Raw genomic sequence first — 14357 nt, 5'->3', positions numbered from 1 at the left:
CTTTTTTAACGCAAAGTTCGCTAAGTTTTTTTCGCAAAGTGCGCGAAGTTGTTGTTTGGTAAAAGTTTTTTAAGATCTCGAAGTTTCGTTTGAGATTATCAACTATAAAATAAGCCCGAGAGTTTTAAAACTTTCGGGCTTATTTACTTTATATGTTTTAAGATCCAGCTTTGTGAACTTAAAAAAACTTGTTTTTAAACTAAAAACTTCGCGCACTTTGCGAAAAAAACTTTGCGAACTTTGCGTTAAAATTAAAAGCTACAATAAAAACTACCATTTAAACCAGCTCTTCACCAATTCATCTTCAAATGAAGTAGCGTTTTTATGAACAAATTCATTAGTATCTTTATTATAAGAATAATCTAAAGCCCAGGTTTTATGGTTTTTAGCTAAATCTATAATGCTATTGCAAACAAAAGCAATTTCTTCATCCGTTGTAGTTGGGTGAATCGACATTCTAATCCATCCTGGTTTTTTAATTAAATCACCAATTGTAATTTCATTAACCAGTTTATTAGAAGTTTCCTGATCGACGTGTAATAAATAATGACCGTAAGTTCCGGCACAGCTGCATCCGCCGCGTGTCTGAACCCCAAATTTATCATTCAATAATTTTACACCTAAATTAAAATGTAAGTCCTCAATAAAAAATGAAATTACACCCAAACGGTTTTTATGCTGACCCGCTAAAATTTTAATATTTTCAACAGGATCTAGCTGACTAAAAACAAAATCAACAATTTCGTGTTCGCGTTGCAAAATGTTTTCAATTCCCATTTCTTCCTTCAGCTCAATTGCTAAAGCGGTTTTAATAACCTGAAGAAATCCCGGAGTCCCGCCATCTTCGCGATCCTCAATATTATCTATATATTTATGTTCGCCCCAAGGATTTGTCCAGCTAACTGTTCCTCCACCCGGACAATCCGGAATCATATTATTGTATAATTTCTTATTGAAAATCAAAACCCCCGAAGTTCCAGGGCCGCCAAGAAATTTGTGCGGAGAAAAGAAAATTGCATCCAGATAAGATTCAGGATCTGCAGGATGCATATCGATTTCTACATAAGGGCCAGAACAGGCAAAATCTACAAAACAAACTCCGTTATATTGATGCATTAATTTTGCAGCTTCATGAAAAGGCGTTTTTATACCTGTAACATTTGAGCAAGAAGTAATTGATGCAATTTTTATCGTTCTGTCACTGTATTTCTGTAATAACAATTCTAAATTATCTAGACAAAACAGCCCTTTTTCACAAGACGGAATAATCTCAACATCGGCAATAGTTTCCAACCAAGATGTTTGATTAGAATGATGTTCCATATGAGAGATAAAAACAATAGGTTTTTTTTCAGCAGGAACTGTAGTGAAATTTTTAAGGTTTTCAGGAATTTTCAAACCTAAAATACGCTGGAATTTATTGATAACACCAGTCATTCCGGTTCCATCCGTAATTAAAACATCATCTTCACTTGCATTGGTATGACGCTTAATTATATGTCTTGCGTGGTGATATGCCTTTGTCATGGCAGTACCAGACACTGTAGTTTCAGTATGCGTGTTGGCAACAAACGGTCCAAATTGATTCAAAAGTTTCTCCTCAATTGGTCTGTACAGCCTTCCGCTGGCAGTCCAATCGGTATAAACAATATTTTTTTTGCCAAAAGGTGACATAAATTCCTGATCTATGCCAACAATATGCTGTCTAAAATCCTGAAAATAAGTTTCTAGACTGATGGTACTATTTTTGGTATTCATTTGTTGTGCCTGTGTTTAACTGCAAATATATCGCTTTTTTCTAAAATTGAGAATTTATCAATTCTAAACTTTAAACTTTAAGAAAACTTTTAATATCTTTAGTTAAATACCTCTTTTTTAGATAAATTATCATAATATTCTATCAGGTTAATAGGGCATGTAAACTTTAAGCTATTTTTACATTTATGGAAAATTTATCAACAGCCACTTTTGGTGGTGGATGTTTTTGGTGTGTAGAAGCTGTAATTCAGCGTTTAAAAGGAGTTGAGACAATAAAATCTGGTTTTTCAGATGGTTTTATAAAGAATCCGGCATACCGCGAAGTATGCACAGGACGAACAGGTCATGCAGAAGTTATTCAGGTTAATTTTGATTCTGACATAATTTCATATCATGATTTACTAACCGTTTTCATGACAAGCCATGATCCTACAACTTTAAATCGTCAGGGCGGCGACAACGGAACACAATATCGTTCGATAGTTTTGTATCATGATGAATCACAAAAAAAAATTGCAGAAAAGGTTTTCGAAGAAGTTCAGCCCGTTTATGCTGATCCAATTGTAACACAGTTAAAACCTTTTGAAGTCTTTTATGAAGCCGAAGATTATCATCAGGATTATTACAACAACAATCAGGAAGCAAGATATTGCCAGCTTGTAATCGATCCGAAAGTTCAAAAACTAAAAAAAATGTATGCTGATAAATTAATTGGCTAAAAAAAATAGGCCACAGATTTTACGGATTAAAAGGATTTCTCTTTTTTGATGGTAAATAAAGATGGACACAGATTTAAAAAAAATCCGTTTTACCTGTTCAATCTGTAAAATCTGTGGGTCAATTATAAAAAACTCAAATGAAAAATTTAAAAATAAATAATCGATTTACTGCCGAATTGCCTGCGGATACTGACTTAACAAATGAAATTCGTCAAGTTAGAAACACGTCATTTTCGTATGTAAATCCAACAAAACCTTCAAATCCAAAATTAATTCATGCTTCTGAAGAAGTAGCCGAATTGGTTGGGATTTCAAAAGACGAAATTCAATCAGAAGAATTTTTGAATGTTTTTTCAGGAAAAGAAATTCTTTCTGAAACAAAGCCTTATGCCATGTGTTATGCCGGACATCAATTCGGAAACTGGGCGGGACAATTAGGCGACGGCCGCGCAATCAATTTAACGGAGGTTGAAAATAACAATCAGTTTTTTACCCTTCAATTAAAAGGTGCGGGAAAAACACCATACTCCAGAACTGCTGATGGTTTGGCAGTTTTACGTTCGTCAATAAGAGAATATTTATGTGCCGAAGCCATGTACCATTTAAGCGTTCCCACTACCCGATCACTTTCGTTGATGCTGTCCGGAGATCAGGTTTTACGTGACGTTTTATACAACGGAAATCCTGCTTACGAAAATGGTGCGATTGTATGTCGTGTTGCGCCTTCTTTTATTCGTTTTGGAAGTTTTGAAATGCTGACTGCCAGAAATGAACTTAAAAATTTAAAGCAGTTTGTAGAATACAATATCAAACATTATTTCCCTGAAATTACTGGTGAACCAAAAGAACAATATTTGCAGTTCTTTAAAAAAGTAGCTGATACAACCCGCGAAATGATCTTGCATTGGCAGCGAGTTGGTTTTGTTCACGGTGTAATGAACACAGATAATATGTCAATTCACGGAATCACAATTGATTACGGGCCTTACGGCTGGCTTGAAAATTATGATCCAAATTGGACTCCAAATACTACAGACAGTCAAAATAAAAGATATAGATTCGGGAATCAGCCGCAAGTTGCGCACTGGAATTTATATCAATTAGCGAATGCGATTTATCCTTTGATTAATGAAACTGAAGAATTAGAAAAAATCTTAGAATCATTTATGGATGATTTTATTTTAGATTATAAAGAAATGTTTCTAAATAAATTAGGATTGTTTATTTCAACTTCTGCTCAAATTGATAATGATTTAACGGATAATCTTGAAGCGACTTTACAATTGACAGAAACGGATATGACGATCTTTTTTAGAAATTTAAGTTCCGTTAAAAAATCTGATTCTGTAGAAAAAGCGATTGAAAAAATTCAATATTCGTTTTATAAAATTGAAGAAGTTTCGGGAGATATTTTAGATGCCTGGAAAAAATGGTTTACCGTTTATTTGGATAGATTGAATGCTGAAGAATTATCGGATGAAGAACGTTCTCAAAAAATGAATTTAATTAATCCGAAATATGTACTTCGAAATTATATGGCACAATTAGCTATTGATGCAGCTGATAAAGAAGATTATTCGTTGATAAACGAGCTGTATACATTATTGCAAAAGCCATACGATGAACAGCCGGAATACGAAAAATGGTTCGCAAAACGACCAGATTGGGCGAGATCTAAAGTGGGATGTTCTATGCTTTCTTGTAGTTCTTAAATTTTTTTAGTTTGCCACGAATTACACGAATTAATATTTTTGTCAGTTCGAGCGAAGTCGAGAATACACACGCATCTCGACTTCGCTCGATGTGACACTTCAAAAAAATTCGTGAAAATTCGTGACTCGAGCGATAGCGAACAGGCGAAGCAAATTCGTGGCAAACCTTTATTTCGAAGTAATATAATCCACAATCATATTTGCATGGATTCTTGAGTTTTCAATAAACCATTTATGCGTTTGCATTCCTCCGCAGACAACGCCTGCGAGGAATAAACCTTCAACATTTGTTTCCATAGTTTCGGGATTATAAGTCGGAATTTTCAATTCATCATTTGAAAGTTCAATCCCAATATTTTCAAGAAAATTTAAATCTGGTTTATAGCCCGTTAAAGCCAGAACAAAATCATTTTCGATTGTCACTTTTCCGTTTGGAGTTTCAATTTCAACTTCATTATCAAGGATTTCCGTAATATTCGATTCAAAGTAGGCTTTGATACTTCTTTCTGCAATTCGGTTTTCGATATCGGGTTTAACCCAATATTTTACTCGATTATTGATTTCATTTTTACGAATTACCATCGTTACGTTTGCTCCTTTTCTCCAGCATTCTAAAGCAGCATCAACAGACGAATTATTAGCCCCAACAATGATAATATTTCTAAAAGCATATTCGTGGGCTTCTTTATAATAGTGACGAACTTTTGGTAATTCTTCGCCTTTAATATTCATGTGAATCGGAATGTCATAAAAACCGGTTGCAATCACAACATTTTTCGATTTGTATGAACTTTTGTCCGTAGAAATTTCAAAAATAGAACCCCCTGTTTTTTTAATTCCATTTACTTTTTCAAATAAATTAATATTGAAATTAAAATAGCGGTGAATATTTCGGTAATATTCTAAAGCTTCCTGACGACCCGGTTTTGGTGCTAAACAGTTAAACGGAATATCACCTATTTCAAGTCTTTCAGCAGTAGAGAAAAAAGTCATGTACAATGGGTAATTGAAAATACTATTTACAATCGCACCTTTTTCTATAATTAAATAACGTAAGTTTTTCTTTTGAGCTTCTATTGCACAAGCCAGACCTATTGGCCCGCCTCCCACAATAATTAAATCATATTGGTCTGCCATAAATTATTTCCAGTTTTTAAAAGGATTTTTACTCAAATAAGCATTATAATATCTTTCGTCATTTGTTACTTCTTCTCCCAGCCAATCTGGTTTTTCGAAACTTTCATCTTCGGACTGCAGTTCAATTTCAGCCATTGTTAACCCTTCATTTTCTCCATAAAATTCATCGACTTCATAAACATGGTTCCCGAATTTAATTTCATAACGTGTTTTCTCAATTTTGCCTTTTTCACATAATTTCAACAATTCTGCAGCTTCGTCAAGCGGAATTTGATTTTCCCATTCAAAACGAGACATTCCACCTTGATGACCAATTCCTTTTATGGTTAAAAAAGCTTTATCTCCTTTAATTCTAACGCGAACCGTTCTCTCGGCAATTGAACTTAAATAACCTTGTGCAATATTATTTTTTGCAAATGCCTGTTCTTTAAAATCATCTGATTTTACAAGAAACTTTCTTTCTATTTCGAGCATTTTGAATCTTAATTTATTTTACTGCAATTTACTCATTTTAATTCAGCCGTGGAATTTCATTTTTAAAAATCCAGTTATAAAATTCGTATCAAGTTCTAATTTATTTGGTCTAAAATGAAACCAATTTTACTGATTGTTAACATGTTACATGTCTTAATTTTCGCTAATTTTGATAGAACCTTAATTCATCAAATCATGTCTAAAAAAATATTTTATCTATTAGGGATCGCTCTGGTCATAATTTTAGGTACAATTTTGTATATAAAGTTTTGCTGCAATTGCGATGCGGCGCAGCCAAATGCTGCTGTCGAAAAAGCACCTCCTACGGCAATTAAAAATGATAATTTTGTTCCTTTTATCATAAACGGTTCCGGATTTGAATTTCAAACCAATGATAATTTTAAATTTTTAAAAAATAACCCTGTTGCAATTCAACCCATAAGCGATTCAATTTCAATTGGAATTGAAAAACTTAAAACTTTTTTAGTCTCAAATCCGAAACAAAAAGTTACCATTACAGGTTATTCTACTTCTGACGAAACAAATACAACAAAATTTGAAAATCTTGGATTAGCACGAGCAAATGATGTCAAAAATTATTTTGTTTCAAAAGGTTTGGCTTCTTCTCAATTAGACACAAAAGGAGAAATTATCAATAGTTGGAAAACGAATGCAGATACACTTATTGGTCCTGTTGAATACGAATTTGCGGCTATTGGTACAACTTCTGCTGATACAACTTCTACAGATGAATGGTCTACATTAAAAGAAAAAATTAATGCCAATCCGTTGATTCTTCATTTTAACACCAATAAATCGAGCTTTAATTTAAATGAAGAAGAACAGCAAAAAGTGGATGATATTAGTAAATATTTAAAAAATGTAAAAAACACTTCTGTCTTAGTTGTGGGGCATAGTGATAATGTCGGAAATCGGGATTTAAATATAGAATTGGCACAAAAAAGAGCCGATTTTTCTAAAAATTATTTAATAAAAAATGGCATTGAAGCCTCCAGAATTGAAACTGAATCAAAAGGTCCGGATGAACCAATTGGCGATAATGCAACTACGGAAGGAAAAGCAAGCAACAGAAGAACCGTAATTACCATCAAATAATCAAAAATATACTTATTATGAATTTACCATGTATCTTAATACCGATTTTAGTGGGTATAATCTGTGGAATTTTAGGTTACTTACTAGGAAAATTGAACTCAAAAGAAGATGATTCTTTAGCCGCATCCTTACAAGCAGATCTTGATGCCTGTAAAGCAAATACGAAAAATTTAAATACTAAAATAGCTTCTTTGGAAGCAGATCTGGCGGCTGCTAAAGCTTCTGCATCTGTACCTAAATCTTTTGTTTCCGAGGCGCCGTCTGCTTTGTTTGATAGTGCGCTGGCGGCAGACATATTAGGTAAAAAAATAAAACAAGATGATTTGAAAATTGTTGAAGGAATTGGCCCAAAAATAGAAGCCTTATTTAACGATGCAGGAATTAAAACCTGGAAGGATCTTTCAGAATCTTCGACAGAAAAACTACAGTCAATTCTGGATGCCGGAGGAGAAAATTATGCTATTCATAATCCAAGTACGTGGGCTAAGCAAGCTTTATTTGCTTATCAGGGAAAATGGCAGGAACTAAAAGAATGGCAGGAAAATTTACTTGGCGGGAAAGAGTAAAAATAGGTTCAAAGGTGCAGAGTTGCAAAGGTTCAGAGGTTTTATATCGTGCTTTTTAACCCTATGAATCTTTGTGACTTTGTACCTTTTCTAAAATTACAGAATCCCAGTCTGTTGCTGTATTGTACCACAATTTTCCTTTTACAACTTCTAACGGAGAATCAAAATTATTGGTGTAAAGTGCTCCGGTTCCTAATCCTTGGGGCATTTTTGAATTTTGAAGAAATGTCCATTGTGCGATTGCGTTTAATCCGATATTGCTTTCTAATGCAGAGGTAATCCACCAGCCAATATTATATTTATCTGCTAATGTTATCCATTCCTGTGTTCCTCTAAAACCGCCAATAAAACTTGGTTTTAAAATAATATATTGTGGTTTGATTTCCTGCAGTAATTTTTCTTTTTCTTCGAATGTAAATATGCCAATCAATTCTTCATCTAAAGCAATTGGAAAAGGAGTTATTTTACATAAATCAGCCATAGCCTGAGTATTTCCTTTTTTAACAGGTTGTTCGATACTATGTAATTGAAATTTATTTAATTGATTGAGTTTATCTAAAGCTTCATTTAAAGCAAAAACACCATTTGCATCAACTCTAATTTCTATTTCTTCTGCTGAAAAATGACTGCGGATAAATTCTAATAATTCTAATTCTTTTTGAAAATCTATTGCTCCAATTTTAAGTTTGATACAGCTGAATCCGTCTGCTAATTTTTCTTCAATCTGTTGTTTCATGAAAGCCGGTTCTCCCATCCAAACCAAACCATTTATCTCGATTGACTCTGTATTATTGGTAAAATTTGATGGAAAAAGTAAATATGGATTTTCACTTTTTAATGATAAAAAAGCCATTTCAATTCCGAATTGAATCGAAGGAAATTCCAGTAAAGATTCCCATAACGCTTTTTCTCCTAAATGAATATTCTCGCAAGCCCATTTTAGCTTTTCTTCATAATCATCGCGATCATCAACACTTAAGCCACGAAGTATACCACACTCTCCTATTCCTTTTTTACCATTTTCTTCAAGAACGATAAACCAGGTTTCTTTTTCGGTCATAACGCCGCGAGACGTCCCAGACGGACGTTTAAACTCGAGCATGTATTTGTGGTAAGTCGCTTTCATTTTTTTTTAGATGCTAAGATTCTAAGGCCCTAAGTTGCTGAGAAACTAAAAAACTTAGAATCTTAGTATCTCAGCAACTTAGTAACTTAGTTAAATAATTTTAGGATTTTTTCGAAGTCTTTTGAGGGCAAACCTGCTTTTTCGAAAAGGGCAAAATCAGATTTTGTTTTTTCTTTCCAGCTTAGACTGTCTGTAACGTTTTGGTCCTGGTATTTTTTATAGATTGCTTTCGCGTCACTGTAATTATTGCTTACTAAATAAACGTGTGCTAAGTTTAGTTTTACCAATAGCTCTGTATCATCTAATTTTTCGCCTTCCTGTAAAAATTTCAATGCTTTTGCATATTGTTTTGTCAGGATATAGCAATAACCAATTGAACTGTAATCTAATGCCGTTGCTTTTCCGTCGTTAATAATTATATTTAATTTCTGGATTGCTTCATTGTATTTTTGCTGTTTTATTAATGTAGCAATCTGATTTCTTAAATCGTTATAAACGTTTTTAGAAATGTCGGCATCTTTATAGCAGGCACTTCCAAAATCTTTGTAAACTTTTGTTTTTTCTACTGCCAGTAGTTTTTGAAATTCAGCGTAACGATATTCTTTCATGATTTTGTCTAGTATGCAAACACAAAAATCATCTGAATTAGCCATTTTTTGAGCCATTGTTGATGTTTTGCATAAACTAATAATCTCATTTTTATTATCCTGATTCCAGCCGCGGTTTAATTTTACATCAACCCAAGGCACGACTTCTAAAACTACTTTTTGGCTTAAAAACCAATTTTTACTTTCAAAACCGAACCAAATTGTTTTTGTGTTTTCTTTTAAACACGAATTTTTATCCAATGAAATTCGCTTCGCGTCTTTACTAACAGGTTCTGACTGAGAAAAACATGCTGAATCTATTTTTCCGTCAGAAACGTATTTTTTAGCATTTTCATTTGAGGTAAATAAGGAATACGTGCATTGATCATCTCCTGAAATTTTAGACATTAAAAAAACAGCTCCGGCAGAACCTTGTCCTATTCCGTATGGATCTGGAATTGCTTTTAGCAGAGAAACCAAACTATTGGCCATTTGCTGATTTTTGTCCAGAAGTGTAATTCTGTATACAATTTCAGTTGTTCCTACTGGTAAATCTTCTGTTTTTACTACAAGTCGATCACCTGCAGAAACCAGAACTTCTTTTGTAGTTGCACGTTCTTTGTCCCAATAACCGTCTTTTTGAGCAAAGGCGCTGTAGTTTGAAGTTATTAAAAGGATTAAAAATATTCTTTTGAAAGTCATATTTCTTGATGATTGCTATTTAAATTTTATTCTCATTTTTGTCATTCCGAGGAACGAGGAATCTTCGTAAGAAACTAACATAACGATGATTTAGCATGTCGAGTTACTAACGAAGATTCCTCGTTTCTCGGAATGACATAACATAACGAATAATTGAATCTTCTTATAAAAGAGAATATTTAAAGCTTATTATAATTCTATAGATTCTCCAATATTTAAAAGCATCAAATCTTTTCCTTTATCAAAGAATTTACGGATAGATTCTTCGTGATTGATTTCGATATAACCAAAAGTATCAAAGTGGTAACCTAAAATTTTGTCGCATTCTACAAAGTCAGATGCTATGATAGCATCTTCAACATCCATTGTAAAATTATTTCCGATTGGAAGAATGGCTAAATCTAATTTTGTACGCAACGGAATCAATTTCATATCAAAAGTAAGCGCTGTGTCTCCGGCAATGTAAATATTTTTGTGTTCGCCTTCGATTACAAATCCACCAGGATTACCTCCGTAAGTTCCATCAGGAAAAGAACTTGAGTGAATCGCGTTTACATATTTTACTCTTCCAAAATCAAATTTCCAGCTTCCGCCGTGATTCATTGGGTGTGCATTAAAACCTTTTTTTGCATAGTAACTTGTAATTTCAGCATTTGAAACAATTACTGCATTGGTGTTTTTTGCAATAGTATCTACATCTAAAACGTGATCACTGTGTGCGTGAGTTAATAAGATATAATCTGCTTTTAATGTATTTATGTCAATGGCTGCAGCCTGTGGGTTTCCAGAAATAAATGGGTCAACGAGAATATGTTTTCCTCCTACTTCGATCCCTAAAGATGCGTGTCCGTAAAATGTAATTTTCATTTTTAAAAAGTTTTAAAGTTGAACTTGAAATTATCTTCCTCCAAGGAAAAGATTAACAATGATGTCTGAAATCAATGAAATCATACAAATTGTCAATAATATAGAAAGCAAAAATGTGCTTAATGCCACTTTTTTCAATTCCGGATCTAAAAGCTTAGGATTTTGATTTTTATAAACGGTAATTAAATGTTTAGTTAAAGGAATATAAGCCAATAAAAATAGATATTGATCGAAATTATAATCGCTTAAAATGGCAAAAATTACAACCAAAACCATCGCTGTTATTATGATTGAAAAGTGATAAATTTTAGCTTTTGCACCGCCCATTTGCACTACAATTGTATTTTTACCCGATTTTCTGTCTGATTCTTCGTCGCGCATATTGTTAAGGTTTAAAACCCCAACGCTCAATAATCCAATTGCAACTGCCGGAAGTATTAAAAGCGGATCTACTTCTTTTGAATATAAAAAGTTAACGCCTAATGTGCTTACCAATCCGAAGAAAATGAAAACAAATAAGTCGCCAAATCCTCTGTATCCGTAAGCTGAATTTCCTACTGTATAACGAATTGCCGAAACAATTGCAGCGATTCCCAGTAAAAGGAAAAAGATAGAATAACCAAAATTGTCCTGGCCAAAAGCAAAATAGATCAAAATAATTGCTGATAATAAAGTCAGCAACGATGTAATTATTATAGCTTTTTTCATGGCTTGCGGCGTAATTGCCCCACTTTGAATGGCGCGCTGCGGACCAACGCGATCTGCATTGTCTGTTCCTTTTACCCCGTCTCCGTAATCATTTGCAAAATTAGAAAGTACCTGAAGTCCAAGTGTTGTTAAAAGTGCGAAACCAAAAATTTTCCAACTAAAAACTTCTGTTGGCGTATTAATCGTTTCTGTTGGGTTTGAAAGTGCATAAATACTTCCAACTATAATTCCGGAAACTGATAAAGGCAATGTGCGCAGTCTAGCGGCTTCAATCCAGTGTTTCATTTATTTTTTAGTTTATTTGGTTTAAAGTTTCAGATTTCAAGTTTTTACAGAACGTGTAACATGAAACTTGAAACCTGAAACAATTTATTAATTTATGGCAGCCATTTATTTTCGCCAAAGTTTGGCTTTCTTTTTTCTAAAAAGGCATTTCTTCCTTCTTTTGCTTCTTCGGTCATATAGGCTAAACGTGTTGCTTCACCAGCAAAAACCTGTTGTCCAACCATTCCGTCGTCGGTTAAGTTCATGGCGAATTTTAGCATTTTGATAGAAGTTGGAGATTTTTGAAGGATTTCCTGTGCCCATTCGTATGCAGTAGCTTCTAGTTCATCATGAGGAATTACGGCATTTACCATTCCCATATCCATAGCTTCCTGAGCTGAATAATTTCTTCCTAAAAAGAAAATTTCACGTGCTTTTTTCTGCCCAACCATTTTAGCTAAATAAGCAGATCCGTAACCACCGTCAAAGCTGGTAACATCAGCATCTGTTTGTTTAAAAATGGCATGTTCTTTACTTGCCAGGGTCATATCGCAAACTACGTGTAAACTATGTCCGCCGCCTACAGCCCAGCCCGGAACAACTGCAATAACTACTTTTGGCATAAAACGAATTAAACGCTGTACTTCAAGAATATTTAAACGATGCTGACCGTCTTCTCCAACATATCCCTGATGTCCACGCGCATTTTGATCGCCTCCGCTGCAAAAAGAGTAAACACCATCTTTTGTTGATGGCCCTTCTGCAGAAAGCAAAACTACTCCAATTGAAGTATCTTCTTGTGCATCATAAAAAGCCTGGTATAATTCTGAAGTTGTTTTAGGTCTGAAAGCATTTCTAACATTTGGTCTGTTAAAGGCGATTCTGGCAACTCCGTTACATTTTTTATAGGTTATATCTTCAAATTCTCTGGCTGTAATCCAATCCATTTCTGTTTATTTTATTTAAAAATTATAGTGTAAAAATAAACCATTTTTTACATTTTTTCCTATTCAATTTTGTTTAAGTCACAGCTATTTTTCCATTCAATGTTAACAATTGATCTTCCTGTACAAAAAATAACACTTTTTAACATTAGTATTAAAAAATAATGAGTAATTTTACAGCCTAGAAATCAACAAGATACAATTTATTTTGTTGACATAAGATTGATTTTCTTTCACTGATTTATTAACCTAAAAAATGATTTTTTTGAGAAAATTTAAAAAATTTGTCGCTCATTTTTTTATGGTTTTAAATAGTAAACCTGTTAGGAATGAGCAAATGATTTACTCGTTTGTCAAAACTTCAAAAAGGAGATAGTAACACCTAAGGTTAAACGCTAGAATTGTTTTGTAATTAGTATCAAATTGATTACGAAAAGAGGAAAAAATGCTAACTAAAACTTTCTATAAGTTATTTTATTAAACCAAATGGATTAGCCGTGAAATTAATTTTTTGCTTTTAAGATAAACGCAATAATTGTTTAAAGACATACCATCAAGAAAGAAGTTTCTAAAATTCGTAAAGTTGCTGCTTTCAAGATGAATTCGAATTATTTTATTTCTGTTTTTTTTTAATTACAATTTTTTTTAAAACTAGAATAAAAAGGGAAAGGCTGCTTGTAATGAGCAGCCTTTCTTGTTATAACGGGTTAAGTAAATTCCAATATTTTAAATTTTATTCTTTTACCAGATAAATTCCATCTTCTTTAATTTCAATAAGTTTCTCTTTATATAAAGCCCCTACAGCCTTTTTAAAAGTTTTTTTACTCATTTTTAAAACCGTTTTTATGTCTTCAGGATGTGAATTATCATTTAAACGTAAAAAACCACGGTTGGCTCTTAATTCATCTAAAATCTTCTCTGCATTTGGTTCAATACTTTGGTAACCCTGAATTTGCAAGGCAACATCAATTTTATTGTCAGGACGAATGGTTTTAATATAACCACGCATTCTGTCGCCGGTTCTTATCGAATCATCATAAACTTCATCTTTGTATAAAAGTCCTTTATGCTGTTCATTGATGATCACATTTATTCCCAATTCTGTAATGTGAGAAACTATCAAATCAACTTCTTCTCCTTTTTCAACTGTAAGCTGATCGTTATTTAAAAATTGGTTCAACTTACTTGAAGCTACTAAACGATTGGTTTTCTCATCTTTATAAAGATAAACAAGGTAGCGTTTTCCTTTTTCCATTGGGCGCGCCTGTTCTTTAAACGGAACCAGAATATCTTTTTCCATTCCCCAATCCATAAAAGCACCAACATTATTAATGTAGTTTACTCTTAAAAGTGCAAACTCATTCAGTAAAATATAGGGTTCAAGCGTAGTCGCCACAGGGCGTTGTTCATGATCTAAATAAACAAAAACGACAAGTTCTTCGCCTATTTCAAATTCATTTGGAACATATTTATTTGGTAATAAAACATCGTGAATTCCGTCTGGATCTTTTTCAGGATTCCCTAAAAAAAGACCAACTTTTGTATCACGTAATATAGTTAGTGTATTGTATTTTCCTATTTCAAGCATTTTTCTTAAGATTCTAAGTTGAAAAGCATCTAAGCTTCTAAGGTGCAAATGTACGAAGTTTGAAATGGTAAATGAAAAATGTTTTGGAT

At 33.2% G+C, this 14357-nt stretch carries 13 protein-coding genes; 4 read left to right on the top strand and 9 right to left on the bottom strand.

Going from position 1 to position 14357, the window contains the following annotated elements:
- Positions 1-270: 270 nt before the first annotated feature.
- Entirely contained in the window at positions 271-1758 is a 1488-nt protein-coding gene (locus tag J2Y38_RS18060; RefSeq protein ID WP_309845248.1) for an aminotransferase class V-fold PLP-dependent enzyme, read from the bottom strand.
- Positions 1759-1943: 185 nt separating this feature from the next.
- Here J2Y38_RS18060 and msrA point away from each other — a divergent pair, with 185 nt between their 5' ends.
- On the top strand, positions 1944-2477 hold the full coding sequence (gene msrA / locus J2Y38_RS18055) for a peptide-methionine (S)-S-oxide reductase MsrA (RefSeq protein ID WP_309845246.1): 534 nt from the start codon (positions 1944-1946) through the stop codon (positions 2475-2477).
- A gap of 137 nt (positions 2478-2614) precedes the next feature.
- Entirely contained in the window at positions 2615-4189 is a 1575-nt protein-coding gene (locus J2Y38_RS18050) for a protein adenylyltransferase SelO family protein (protein WP_309845245.1), read from the top strand.
- A gap of 168 nt (positions 4190-4357) precedes the next feature.
- Here J2Y38_RS18050 and J2Y38_RS18045 read toward each other — a convergent pair whose 3' ends face one another.
- Both J2Y38_RS18045 and J2Y38_RS18040 read right to left on the bottom strand, forming a co-directional pair.
- On the bottom strand, positions 4358-5326 hold the full coding sequence (locus J2Y38_RS18045; RefSeq protein ID WP_309845244.1) for a YpdA family putative bacillithiol disulfide reductase: 969 nt from the start codon (positions 5324-5326) through the stop codon (positions 4358-4360).
- Between the two features lie 3 nt (positions 5327-5329).
- Complete coding sequence (locus J2Y38_RS18040) at positions 5330-5800, bottom strand: CYTH domain-containing protein (protein WP_309845242.1); 471 nt, start codon at positions 5798-5800, stop codon at positions 5330-5332.
- A 195-nt stretch (positions 5801-5995) separates the two neighbouring features.
- Between J2Y38_RS18040 and J2Y38_RS18035 the strand changes: the two genes are divergently transcribed.
- Positions 5996-6916 carry an OmpA family protein gene (locus tag J2Y38_RS18035; RefSeq protein WP_309845240.1) on the top strand — a complete coding sequence of 307 codons (921 nt, stop codon included), beginning with the start codon at positions 5996-5998 and terminating at the stop codon, positions 6914-6916.
- A 17-nt stretch (positions 6917-6933) separates the two neighbouring features.
- Positions 6934-7482, top strand: a complete 549-nt coding sequence (locus tag J2Y38_RS18030) for a hypothetical protein (RefSeq protein WP_309845238.1) — start codon at positions 6934-6936, stop codon at positions 7480-7482.
- A gap of 61 nt (positions 7483-7543) precedes the next feature.
- Here the strand turns inward: J2Y38_RS18030 and J2Y38_RS18025 are convergent, their stop codons facing one another.
- The 6 genes from J2Y38_RS18025 to J2Y38_RS18000 form a co-directional block, all read right to left on the bottom strand.
- Positions 7544-8608, bottom strand: a complete 1065-nt coding sequence (locus J2Y38_RS18025; RefSeq protein WP_309845236.1) for an o-succinylbenzoate synthase — start codon at positions 8606-8608, stop codon at positions 7544-7546.
- Between the two features lie 86 nt (positions 8609-8694).
- On the bottom strand, positions 8695-9897 hold the full coding sequence (locus J2Y38_RS18020; RefSeq protein ID WP_309845233.1) for a tetratricopeptide repeat protein: 1203 nt from the start codon (positions 9895-9897) through the stop codon (positions 8695-8697).
- 189 nt (positions 9898-10086) lie between these two features.
- Positions 10087-10764, bottom strand: coding sequence for a metal-dependent hydrolase (locus J2Y38_RS18015; RefSeq protein WP_053473249.1), 678 nt, complete (start codon positions 10762-10764; stop codon positions 10087-10089).
- Between the two features lie 30 nt (positions 10765-10794).
- Positions 10795-11757, bottom strand: coding sequence for a 1,4-dihydroxy-2-naphthoate octaprenyltransferase (menA, locus tag J2Y38_RS18010; RefSeq protein ID WP_309845230.1), 963 nt, complete (start codon positions 11755-11757; stop codon positions 10795-10797).
- A 92-nt stretch (positions 11758-11849) separates the two neighbouring features.
- Positions 11850-12683, bottom strand: a complete 834-nt coding sequence (locus J2Y38_RS18005) for a 1,4-dihydroxy-2-naphthoyl-CoA synthase (protein ID WP_017498510.1) — start codon at positions 12681-12683, stop codon at positions 11850-11852.
- Positions 12684-13413: 730 nt separating this feature from the next.
- Positions 13414-14268 carry a S1 RNA-binding domain-containing protein gene (locus tag J2Y38_RS18000; RefSeq protein WP_056209177.1) on the bottom strand — a complete coding sequence of 285 codons (855 nt, stop codon included), beginning with the start codon at positions 14266-14268 and terminating at the stop codon, positions 13414-13416.
- Positions 14269-14357 lie beyond the last annotated feature (89 nt).

Origin of the sequence: Flavobacterium sp. 2755 (assembly GCF_031455715.1) — a bacterium.
Classification (GTDB): domain Bacteria; phylum Bacteroidota; class Bacteroidia; order Flavobacteriales; family Flavobacteriaceae; genus Flavobacterium.
This window is presented reverse-complemented; position numbering and strand designations above follow the sequence as displayed.

What these genes read in the sequence shown, in the direction of transcription:
- J2Y38_RS18050 (WP_309845245.1), top strand. Translation starts at nt 2,615, where the DNA reads ATGAAAAATTTAAAAATAAATAATCGATTTACTGCCGAATTGCCTGCG.
- J2Y38_RS18000 (WP_056209177.1), bottom strand. Translation starts at nt 14,268, where the DNA reads ATGCTTGAAATAGGAAAATACAATACACTAACTATATTACGTGATACA.
- J2Y38_RS18060 (WP_309845248.1), bottom strand. Translation starts at nt 1,758, where the DNA reads ATGAATACCAAAAATAGTACCATCAGTCTAGAAACTTATTTTCAGGAT.
- J2Y38_RS18005 (WP_017498510.1), bottom strand. Translation starts at nt 12,683, where the DNA reads ATGGATTGGATTACAGCCAGAGAATTTGAAGATATAACCTATAAAAAA.
- J2Y38_RS18045 (WP_309845244.1), bottom strand. Translation starts at nt 5,326, where the DNA reads ATGGCAGACCAATATGATTTAATTATTGTGGGAGGCGGGCCAATAGGT.
- J2Y38_RS18030 (WP_309845238.1), top strand. Translation starts at nt 6,934, where the DNA reads ATGAATTTACCATGTATCTTAATACCGATTTTAGTGGGTATAATCTGT.
- J2Y38_RS18015 (WP_053473249.1), bottom strand. Translation starts at nt 10,764, where the DNA reads ATGAAAATTACATTTTACGGACACGCATCTTTAGGGATCGAAGTAGGA.
- J2Y38_RS18040 (WP_309845242.1), bottom strand. Translation starts at nt 5,800, where the DNA reads ATGCTCGAAATAGAAAGAAAGTTTCTTGTAAAATCAGATGATTTTAAA.
- J2Y38_RS18035 (WP_309845240.1), top strand. Translation starts at nt 5,996, where the DNA reads ATGTCTAAAAAAATATTTTATCTATTAGGGATCGCTCTGGTCATAATT.
- msrA (WP_309845246.1), top strand. Translation starts at nt 1,944, where the DNA reads ATGGAAAATTTATCAACAGCCACTTTTGGTGGTGGATGTTTTTGGTGT.
- J2Y38_RS18020 (WP_309845233.1), bottom strand. Translation starts at nt 9,897, where the DNA reads ATGACTTTCAAAAGAATATTTTTAATCCTTTTAATAACTTCAAACTAC.
- J2Y38_RS18025 (WP_309845236.1), bottom strand. Translation starts at nt 8,608, where the DNA reads ATGAAAGCGACTTACCACAAATACATGCTCGAGTTTAAACGTCCGTCT.
- menA (WP_309845230.1), bottom strand. Translation starts at nt 11,757, where the DNA reads ATGAAACACTGGATTGAAGCCGCTAGACTGCGCACATTGCCTTTATCA.